Here is a 10,038-nt window from a genome sequence, read left to right as displayed (position 1 = left end):
ACTGGCCCCAACGGCCATGCCATCCAAGGTAAGCCCGAACCATGAATCTTGCGCTAGGCATGGCCGCCCTCACCCCACCACCCGCTACGCGGGCGGTCCTCCCCTCTCTCACTTCGTGGGCGAGGGACATTGGACTCGCTGCGCGAGATGCACGTTAATTGGAAGCGCAGACGATGGCCGCAGCCTGGTTCCATTCGACTATGGAGAGCCCGATCGGCGAGCTGACACTGCTGGCCGACGAGACCGGACTGACCGGTGTGCATATGGAATACCGCCGGCATCCGCCGGCCGAGCAGGCGTGGCGCTCGGACGAGCTGCGCTTTCGTGTTGCGAAGGACCAGCTCGCGGCCTATTTCACCGGCGAACTGCGCGAGTTCGATCTGCCGCTTGCGCCGGTCGGCACGCCGTTCCAGCGCAAGGTCTGGGACGCGCTGATGCAAATTCCTTACGGCGAAACGATCAGCTACGGCGAGCTGGCGCGACGCCTCGGCGACGTGAAGGCCTCACGCGCGGTCGGGCTGGCCAATGGCAAGAATCCGATCGCGATCATCGTGCCCTGCCACCGCGTGATCGGCGCCAGCGGCGATCTGACCGGCTACGGCGGCGGCCTGGAACGCAAGCGCTGGCTGCTGGATCACGAGGCCGGGCCGTTCCGCTTGCTCTAGCTTGTAGGTTGGGGTGAGCTTTGCGAACCCCAACATTGGCGCGGATCGATGTTGGGGTTCGCAGGCTCACCCCAACCTACGGCGGCGGGTTTTCCATCTCGCGCAGCCAGCGCCACAGCGTGGTGCGGGATACGCCCAGGCGCTGGGCCAGGCGTTCGCGCTGGCCACCGGCTTCGCGCAGGCCGCGCTGCAGGCTGGCGTCGTCGGGGCGCGCGATGCGCGCCATTTCGCGCGCCGGTGCCGGCAGCGTCGGCGCGTGCTGATTTTCGGTCACCGCGTCGCCGAACAGCTCCGGCGCGCAGCGCAGTAGCAGCGGCCGGGTGATCGCCGACAGCGGCGACTCTGCGTGCGCCAGCACCGCCAGGCGCTCGGCCAGGTTGCGCAGCTCGCGGACGTTACCGGGCCAGGAGTGCTGCTGCAGCAGGGCCTGCGCCGGGCCGTCGAGCACCATCGCGCCGCCACCGGCCGCGCGTAGGAAGGTCATCAGCAGCAGCGGAATGTCATCACTGCGTTCGCGCAGCGGCGCGAGCGTGATGCGCAATACGTTGAGCCGGTAGTAGAGATCGCGGCGAAAACCGCCATTGGCGGCCAGAGCGTCGAGCTCACTATGCGTTGCAGCGATCACGCGGATATCGACCGGCGTCGGCCGATGACTGCCGACCCGCAGAACCTCGCGTTCTTCGAGCACCCGCAGCAACCGCGTCTGCAGCGCCAGAGGCATCTCACCGATCTCGTCGAGAAACAGCGTGCCCTTGTTGGCCGCCTCGATCAGGCCGACGCGGCCGCCTCGGCGCGAACCGGTGAACGCGCCATCTTCGTAGCCAAACAACTCGGATTCGAGCAGCGACTCGGCGATAGCGCCGCAATTGACAGCGACGAACGGCGCCGAGCGCCGCGGGCTGGCGCCGTGCAGGGCCTGGGCCACCAGCTCTTTGCCGGTGCCGGTGGCGCCGGTGATCAGCACGGTGCGATCACTGGCGCCGTAGAGCCGCACCTGTTCGCGCAGCGCCATCACCGATTCGCTGTTGCCTATCAGCCGGCGCAGGCTGAACTTGGAGTCGGCCGGCTTGACCAGGCCGCTGGAGCCGCTGCGCGCCACCGACAGCATGCGCGCCAGGTCGATCGCCTGCTCGAAGGCCTGGCGGATCGATTCGGCCGAGTACATCAGGATGCCGGAGACCCCGGCGCGATCCGCCAGTTCGGCAATCAGCCCGGGGCCGACGATGGCGCCACAGCCGAGCGCGATCAGCTCGGCGACACGATCGCGCGCCTCTTCCGCGTTGCGATAGGAGCGCTGCTCGATCTGCAATCCGAACTGCTGCTTGAACTCGACGAACTCGGGCATTTCGACCGCGTAGCTGACCACGCCGATGCGGCCCGATTGCCGGCGCGCGCGCGCCAGCGCCTGCATCAGGTCGAAGCCGTCCGGCTGGATCAGCACCACCGGCTTGTCGACGCGGTTGCGCAGGTATTCGCCGTTGGAGCCCGCCGACAGCAGCACGTCGCAGTCCTCGCTGCGCAGACGCTCGCGGATCAGCGTCACGGCCTCCTCGAAGCCCAGGTTGATGGTGTCGATGACCGCGCGGCCGTCGAACTCCGGCGTCATGTCGCGCAGCAGGCTGGACAGGCGCGTGACGCTGACGGTCCAGATGGTCGGGATGACGGTGTCTTGAGTGCTCACGTTTCAGATTATGTCGCAGTTTTAAATCTGGTGTTTCATTGAACGAATATGAAACGTCGCCACTGCAACGCGACGCCGACGCCAACACTGGGAACCCTTACTTTCCCCAACTTATTTAATAGCTTGCGAGCCTCGAACATCGGCCCGCAGCCGTGGCACGGAGCTTGAGACTAGGCCAAGGTCTACCGACCGGACCGCGCCGCCAGAGCATGCCGCGGCACCGTCCCGCCGGCCGTTTCGCCTCACAACAGGAGCAGACCATGATCGCTTCCGCCGGCGCCCGTTTCCGCGCCGCTCTCGCTGCCGAAAAACCCTTGCAGGTCGCTGGTGCGATTACCGCCTACGCCGCGATGATGGCCCAAGCCACTGGCTTCGAGGCTGTGTATCTATCCGGTGGCGGTGTCGCAGCCAACTCGCTCGGCGTTCCCGATCTCGGCATCAGCACAATGGAAGATGTGCTCACCGATGCCAGTCGTATTACGAACGCCTGCTCGTTGCCGTTGTTGATTGACATCGATACAGGTTGGGGCGGAGCCTTCAGCATCGCGCGCACGATCAAGTCTTGCATCAACGCCGGTGTCGCGGCGGTGCATATCGAGGACCAGGTGGGCCAGAAGCGCTGCGGGCATCGTCCGGGCAAAGAAGTGGTGTCGAAAGAGGAAATGGTTGACCGCGTTAAGGCAGCCGTTGACGCAAAGACCGATTCGGAGTTCGTCGTCATGGCGCGCACTGACGCTGCGGCTGTCGAAGGCATCGACTCTGCGATTGAACGGGCCATCGCCTATGTAGAAGCCGGCGCCGATATGATTTTCCCCGAGGCGATGCAAACGCTCGACGACTATCGCCGCTTCAAGGCGGCCGTGAAAGTGCCGATTCTCGCCAACCTAACCGAGTTCGGCTCAACTCCGTTTTTCACTGTGGATGAACTACGCAGCGCGAATGTCGACATTGCGCTGTACTGCTGCGGCGCGTATCGCGCCATGAACGCCGCAGCACTGAAATTTTACGAGACGACTCGTCGCGAAGGCACACAGAAGAATGTTGTGGAGATCATGCAGTCGCGTGCTGATCTGTACAAATACCTCGGATACCACGCTTACGAGAACAAGCTCGACGCCTTGTTCGCCACCACGAAGAAGTGAGGCAATAGCGTCATCCCCGCGTAGGCGGGGATCCAGTTCTTGAAGAGTAGCGTTGAACTTCGGGGCTGGATTCCCGCCTACGCGGGAATGACAGCAACGAAACAATTTTCCGCTTTCGCCGTAACGACACAATCCAACGGAGATCAAGATGAGCGAGACCCCAGCACCCGCCGCCGGCGCATTCAAACCGAAGAAATCCGTCGCGCTGTCCGGCACCACCGCGGGCAACACCGCGCTGTGTACGGTCGGCCGTAGCGGCAACGACCTGCACTATCGCGGCTACGACATCCTGGATGTCGCCGCGCAGTGCGAGTTCGAAGAGATCGCGCATCTGCTGGTTCACGGCAAGCTGCCGACCGCCGCCGAACTGAAAGCGTACAAGACCAAGCTGAAAAGCCTGCGCGGCATCCCGGCCGCGGTGAAGACCGCGCTCGAACAGCTGCCGCCGTCCTCGCACCCGATGGACGTGATGCGCACCGGCGTCTCGGTGCTCGGCTGCGTCAAGCCGGAGAAGGACGACCACAATCACGCCGGCGCGCGCGACATCGCCGACAAGCTGATGGCCTGTCTCGGCTCGATGCTGTTGTACTGGTACCACTTCGCCTACAACGGCAACATGATCGAAGTCGAGTCCGACGAGGATTCGATCGGCGGCCACTTCCTGCACCTTCTGCACCAGGAAAAACCGAAAGAATCCTGGGTCAAGGCGATGCACACTTCGCTGGTGCTGTATGCCGAACACGAGTTCAATGCCTCGACCTTCACCTCGCGCGTGATCGCCGGCACCGGCTCGGATATGTACAGCTGCATCGCCGGCGGCATCGGCGCGCTGCGCGGCCCGAAGCACGGCGGCGCCAACGAAGTCGCTTTCGAAATCCAGAAGCGCTACGACACGCCCGATGAAGCCGAAGCCGACATCAAGGCCCGCGTCGAGAAGAAGGAAGTCGTCATCGGCTTCGGCCACCCGGTGTACACGATCGCCGATCCGCGCAACAAGGTGATCAAGGAAGTTGCGAAGGATCTGTCCAAGGAGGCCGGCAGCACCAAGATGTTCGACATCGCCGAGCGCCTGGAAACGGTGATGTGGGACATCAAGAAAATGTTCCCGAACCTGGATTGGTTCAGCGCCGTCAGCTACAACGTCATGGGCGTGCCGACCGACATGTTCACGCCGCTATTCGTGATCGCGCGCACCAGCGGCTGGAGCGCGCACGTGATCGAGCAGCGCATCGACGGCAAGATCATCCGCCCGAGCGCAAACTACGTCGGGCCGGAAGACCTCAAATTTGTACCGCTCAAGGATCGCAAATAATACGCATCCGACTGTAGGAGCGGCCCATGGCCGCGATTGAGGCCCCGCCGGCACAATCGCGGCCATGGGCCGCTCCTACAGGTGTCGTCATCACTTCACCGCCGTGAGCCATATGAACACCGCCTACCGCAAACCCCTCCCCGGCACGACGCTCGACTACTTCGACGCCCGCGCCGCCGTCGACGCCATCAAGCCCGGCGCCTACGACAAGCTGCCCTATACCTCGCGCGTGAAAGCCGAAAACCTCGTCCGCAAGGCCGAGCCCAAAATGCTCAACGCCTATCTCGGCCAGCTGATCGAGCGCAAGCGCGATCTCGATTTCCCCTGGTTCCCGGTGCGCGTGGTCTGCCACGACATTCTCGGCCAGACCGCGCTAGTGGATCTCGCCGGCCTGCGCGACGCCATCGCCGACATGGGCGGCGATCCGGCGCAGGTGAATCCGGTGGTGCCGGTGCAGCTGATCGTCGACCACTCGCTCGCTGTTGAGTTCGGCGGCTTCGACAAGGATGCGTTCGCGAAGAACCGCGCGGTGGAAGATCGCCGCAACGAAGACCGCTTCCACTTCATCGACTGGACCAAGGCCGCGTTCAAGAACATGGAAGTGATCCCCTCGGGCAACGGGATCATGCATCAGATCAATCTGGAGCGGATGTCTCCGGTCATCTACACCAAGGACGGCGTCGCGTTCCCCGACACTTGCGTTGGCACGGACTCGCATACGCCGCACGTGGATGCGCTGGGCGTGATCGCGATCGGCGTCGGCGGCCTGGAAGCCGAGAACGTGATGCTGGGCCGCGCGTCGTGGATGCGTCTGCCGGAAATCACCGGCGTCGAACTCAGCGGCAAGCCGCAGCCGGGCATCACCGCCACCGACGTGGTGCTGGCACTGACCGAGTTCCTGCGCAAGGAAAAAGTCGTCGGCGCCTATCTTGAGTTCTACGGTGAAGGTGCTGCCGCGCTGACGCTGGGCGACCGCGCCACCATCTCCAATATGGCACCGGAATACGGCGCCACCGCGGCGATGTTCTTCATCGATCAGAACACGCTGGACTACCTGCGCCTCACCGGCCGTGAAGAGTCGCAGATCAAGCTGGTCGAAACCTACGCCAAGCACACCGGACTGTGGGCGGATGCACTGAAGACCGCCGAATACGAGCGCGTGCTGAAGTTCGATCTGTCGAGCGTCGTGCGCAACATGGCCGGCCCGAGCAACCCGCACAAGCGTCTGCCGACGTCGGCGCTCGCCGAGCGCGGGATTGCGGCGCCCTGGGAATTGCCGGCCGACGGCAAGATGCCGGACGGCGCGGTGATCATCGCCGCCATCACCAGCTGCACGAACACGAGCAATCCGCGCAACGTTATCGCGGCCGGCCTGATCGCGCGCAACGCGAATGCGCGCGGCCTCACGCGCAAGCCCTGGGTCAAATCTTCACTCGCGCCTGGCTCCAAAGCCGTGCAGCTGTACCTGGAAGAAGCAAAGCTGCTGCCGGAACTCGAACAGCTCGGCTTCGGCATCGTCGCCTTCGCCTGCACCACCTGCAACGGCATGAGCGGCGCACTCGATCCGGTGATCCAGCAGGAAATCATCGACCGCGATCTGTACGCGACGGCCGTGCTCTCCGGCAACCGCAACTTCGACGGCCGCATCCATCCGTATGCGAAACAGGCCTTCCTCGCCAGCCCGCCACTGGTCGTGGCTTATGCCATCGCCGGCACCGTGCGCTTCGACATCGAGAAGGACGTACTCGGCATCGACAAGGATGGCAAGGAAGTCCGCCTGATCGACATCTGGCCGAAGGACGAAGAAATCGATGCGGTCATCGCCAAGAGCGTGAAGCCCGAGTTCTTCCGCCAGATCTACGATCCGATGTTCACGTTCAAGGTGCTGACCGACAAGGTCAGCCCGCTGTATGCCTGGCGCCCGATGAGCACCTACATCCGCCGTCCGCCGTACTGGGACAAAGAGGGCCAGGGCGCGCTCGCCGCGCGTCCGCGCACGCTCAAGGGCATGCGCCCGCTGGCCGTGCTGCCGGACAACATCACCACCGACCACCTGTCGCCGTCGAACGCGATCATGATGGACAGCGCCGCCGGCGCCTACCTGCACAAAATGGGTGTGCCGGAAGAGGACTTCAACTCTTACGCCACGCATCGCGGCGACCACCTCACCGCGCAGCGCGCGACCTTCGCCAACCCGCAGTTGGTCAACGAGATGGCCGTGGTCGACGGCAAGGTGAAGAAGGGTTCGCTGGCGCGCGTGGAGCCGGAAGGCAAGCTCATGCGCATGTGGGAAGCGATCGAAACCTACATGGATCGCGCCCAGCCGCTGATCATCATCGCCGGCGCCGACTACGGCCAGGGCAGCTCGCGTGACTGGGCCGCCAAGGGTGTGCGTCTGGCGGGCGTGGAAGCGATCGTCGCCGAAGGCTTCGAGCGCATCCATCGCACCAACCTGATCGGCATGGGCGTGCTGCCGCTGGAGTTCAAACCCGGCCAGAACCGCATGACCTTCGGCATCGACGGCACCGAGACCTACGACGTGGTCGGCAGGCTCACACCGCGCGCCGATCTGACCGTGGTGTTCACGCGCAAGAACGGCGAGAAAGTGGAGATTCCGGTGACCTGCCGCCTGGATTCGGACGAGGAAGTGTCGGTGTACGAGGCAGGTGGTGTGCTGCAGCGGTTTGCGGTGGACTTTTTGGCGCAGACGAAGGCGGCGTAAAACGACACGCACAGGCTTGTCATTCCCGCCACAAGCTGTCATTCCCGCGAAGGCGGGAATCCAGTGCCGATTGGAACTGCGGCTCGGTTCCGAAGCACTGGATTCCCGCCTGCGCGGGAATGACGTCGGTGGCATTGGCGGTGATGCGTGAGCTACTACGTCTACCTGCTCGCCAGTGATCGCAATGGAACGCTGTATGTCGGCGTCACCAACGATCTAATCAGACGAGTGTGGGAACACAGGAACGATGTTGTTGAAGGCTTCACCAAGAAGTACCGCGTCCATCACCTCGTCTGGTTTGAACAGGCCGACGATGTCACCGCAGCGATCACGCGAGAGAAGCAGATCAAGAAGTGGAACCGGGCATGGAAACTGAAGCTGATCGAAGCATCGAATCCCGACTGGGCTGATTTGTATGACGAGCTGATTCGATGACAAAACTCCTCAAACGCACGTCATGCCCGCGTAGGCGGGCATCCAGGGAAGTCCCAACGGACACTCGACATTCAAGGACTGGATTCCCGCCTTCGCGGGAATGACATCGACATCTTTCAATCGGGAGTCGCACATGGCCCACACCCCCCAAATCAAAATCCCCGCCACCTACATCCGCGGCGGCACCAGCAAAGGCGTCTTCTTCAAGCTCAGCGATCTCCCCGAGCGCTGCCAGGTGCCGGGCGAAGCCCGTGACAAGCTGCTGCTGCGCGTGATCGGCAGCCCCGATCCGTATGGCGCGCAGATCGACGGCATGGGCGGCGCGACCTCGTCCACGTCCAAGACCGTGATCCTGGCCAAGAGCAGCAAGGCCGATCACGACGTTGATTACATGTTCGGGCAGGTATCGATCGACAAAGCCTTCGTAGACTGGTCTGGGAACTGCGGCAACCTCACCGCCGCCGTGGGCTCGTTCGCGATCAGCAACGGCCTCGTCGATGCCTCGCGCGTTCCGCAGAACGGCGTCTGCATCGTGCGCATCTGGCAGACGCAGATCAACAAGACCATCATCGCCCACGTGCCGATCACCAACGGCCAGGTGCAGGAAACCGGCGACTTCGAGCTCGACGGTGTTACCTTCCCGGCGGCCGAAGTCCAGATCGAATTCCTCGATCCGGCCGAAGATGGCGACGAGGGCGGTTCGATGTTCCCGACGGGCAATCTCGTCGACGATCTCGAAGTGCCCGGCATCGGCACGCTCAAGGCGACGATGATCAACGCCGGCATCCCGACCATTTTCATCAACGCCGACGAGATCGGCTACACCGGCACCGAGCTGCGCGAAGCGATCAACACCAATCCCGCAGCGCTGGCGAAGTTCGAGACCATCCGCGCCTACGGCGCGCTGCGCATGGGCCTGATCAAGGATGTCAGCGAAGCCGCCAGGCGCCAGCACACGCCGAAAGTCGCGTTCGTCGCCAAGCCGGCCGACTACGTCTCGTCGAGCGGCAAGGAGGTGTCCGCCTCCGACATAGATCTGAACGTGCGCGCGCTGTCGATGGGCAAGCTGCACCACGCGATGATGGGCACAGCGGCCGTCGCCATCGGCACCGCCGCGGCGATTCCGGGCACGCTGGTGAACCTCGCGGCCGGCGGCGTCGAGCGCGAGGCGGTGCGCTTCGGCCACCCGTCCGGCACGCTGCGCGTCGGTGCCAAGGCCGTGCAGGAAAACGGCCAGTGGGTCGTGAAGAAGGCGATCATGAGCCGCAGCGCGCGAGTGCTGATGGAAGGCTGGGTACGCGTGCCGGGCGACGCATTCTGAGGGAATAGCCGTAGGTTGGGGTGAGCGCAGCGAACCCCAACTTCAGCGCGGACGAATGTTGGGGTTCGCTGCGCTCACCCCAACCTACTTCAGATCGGCACCCGCGTACTCAGCAGCACCACCGCATCATCCGGCAGGCAGAAGAATTCCGCGGCGTTGCTGGAGCGGTTGCTCATCGCCGCGAACAGGCGCTCGCGCCACAGTGCCATGCCACGACCCGGTGTCGGCACCGCGGTCAGGCGGCTCAGGAAATAGGTCAGCTCGCCGGCCTCGTCACCGAACTGCAGCCCCTGACGGTTGCTGCACAGCCTGAGCGCCTTGGGGACGTCGGGCACGTTCATGAAACCGAAGTTCAGCGTCACGCGCCAGAAGCCGTTGCCGAGCTGTTCAATATGCGTGCGTCCGGACATGCCGACCCACGGTGTCTGATGGAAGGCCAGGTGCAGGATGATGTTGCGCTCGTGCAGCACCCGGTTGTGGCGCAGGTTGCTGATCAGTGATTGCGGCACGCGATCGGGCGTCGCCACCAGGAACACGGCGGTGCCCTGCACTCGCGTGATCCGCTGCGATGGCAGGCCGTCGATATAGGCCTGCAGCCCGGTACCGGGCTCGGCGGAGTTCGCAAGGACCAGCTGTGAACGGCGGTTCAAATCCGCGTAAATCTGGCGGCGAGAAGTCAGCGAGTCCAATCCAGGCTGGACAGAACGGGGGATGGTTGGCGGTCGCGTGAGCGATGCCCAGTGCCGACACGGGCCTGGGC

Annotated in this window: 8 protein-coding genes; 6 read left to right on the top strand and 2 right to left on the bottom strand. The window is 63.9% G+C overall.

Translation table 11 applies throughout. The annotated features are described in order from the left end of the window. Window positions 1–173 precede the first annotated feature (173 nt). A complete protein-coding gene (locus JWQ90_RS06790; protein WP_299691144.1) occupies window positions 174–665 on the top strand; it encodes a methylated-DNA--[protein]-cysteine S-methyltransferase in 492 nt (163 codons plus the stop codon). A gap of 76 nt (window positions 666–741) precedes the next feature. Here JWQ90_RS06790 and prpR read toward each other — a convergent pair whose 3' ends face one another. After that, window positions 742–2,346 (bottom strand): propionate catabolism operon regulatory protein PrpR, encoded by a 1,605-nt coding sequence (gene prpR, locus JWQ90_RS06785; RefSeq protein WP_299691141.1) that lies wholly within the window; start codon window positions 2,344–2,346, stop codon window positions 742–744. Window positions 2,347–2,606: 260 nt separating this feature from the next. Here prpR and prpB point away from each other — a divergent pair, with 260 nt between their 5' ends. From prpB to prpF, 5 genes are all read left to right on the top strand, one after another. Further along, window positions 2,607–3,488, top strand: a complete 882-nt coding sequence (gene prpB / locus JWQ90_RS06780; RefSeq protein ID WP_299691138.1) for a methylisocitrate lyase — start codon at window positions 2,607–2,609, stop codon at window positions 3,486–3,488. Between the two features lie 148 nt (window positions 3,489–3,636). After that, window positions 3,637–4,800 (top strand): 2-methylcitrate synthase, encoded by a 1,164-nt coding sequence (gene prpC, locus JWQ90_RS06775; RefSeq protein ID WP_299691135.1) that lies wholly within the window; start codon window positions 3,637–3,639, stop codon window positions 4,798–4,800. Between the two features lie 112 nt (window positions 4,801–4,912). Then, window positions 4,913–7,522 carry a Fe/S-dependent 2-methylisocitrate dehydratase AcnD gene (gene acnD, locus JWQ90_RS06770; protein WP_299691132.1) on the top strand — a complete coding sequence of 870 codons (2,610 nt, stop codon included), beginning with the start codon at window positions 4,913–4,915 and terminating at the stop codon, window positions 7,520–7,522. A 147-nt stretch (window positions 7,523–7,669) separates the two neighbouring features. Continuing rightward, the gene (locus JWQ90_RS06765) at window positions 7,670–7,957 is read left to right on the top strand and encodes a GIY-YIG nuclease family protein (RefSeq protein ID WP_299691129.1); all 288 of its coding nucleotides are present in this window, start codon (window positions 7,670–7,672) and stop codon (window positions 7,955–7,957) included. A 133-nt stretch (window positions 7,958–8,090) separates the two neighbouring features. Next, on the top strand, window positions 8,091–9,278 hold the full coding sequence (prpF, locus tag JWQ90_RS06760; RefSeq protein ID WP_299691126.1) for a 2-methylaconitate cis-trans isomerase PrpF: 1,188 nt from the start codon (window positions 8,091–8,093) through the stop codon (window positions 9,276–9,278). 89 nt (window positions 9,279–9,367) lie between these two features. Here the strand turns inward: prpF and JWQ90_RS06755 are convergent, their stop codons facing one another. Continuing rightward, window positions 9,368–9,928, bottom strand: coding sequence for a KUP/HAK/KT family potassium transporter (locus tag JWQ90_RS06755; protein ID WP_299691123.1), 561 nt, complete (start codon window positions 9,926–9,928; stop codon window positions 9,368–9,370). Window positions 9,929–10,038: the final 110 nt, after the last annotated feature.

Origin of the sequence: Hydrocarboniphaga sp. (genome assembly GCF_028291725.1) — a bacterium.
GTDB lineage: Bacteria > Pseudomonadota > Gammaproteobacteria > Nevskiales > Nevskiaceae > Hydrocarboniphaga.
The sequence above is the reverse complement of the archived record's forward strand: the minus strand, read 5'-3'. Positions and strand labels throughout refer to the sequence as shown.

Bases quoted from the DNA above. Each gene is read 5' to 3' on its own strand.
- JWQ90_RS06790 (WP_299691144.1), top strand. From the start codon at position 174: ATGGCCGCAGCCTGGTTCCATTCGACTATGGAGAGCCCGATCGGCGAG.
- prpB (WP_299691138.1), top strand. From the start codon at position 2,607: ATGATCGCTTCCGCCGGCGCCCGTTTCCGCGCCGCTCTCGCTGCCGAA.
- prpC (WP_299691135.1), top strand. From the start codon at position 3,637: ATGAGCGAGACCCCAGCACCCGCCGCCGGCGCATTCAAACCGAAGAAA.
- acnD (WP_299691132.1), top strand. From the start codon at position 4,913: ATGAACACCGCCTACCGCAAACCCCTCCCCGGCACGACGCTCGACTAC.
- prpF (WP_299691126.1), top strand. From the start codon at position 8,091: ATGGCCCACACCCCCCAAATCAAAATCCCCGCCACCTACATCCGCGGC.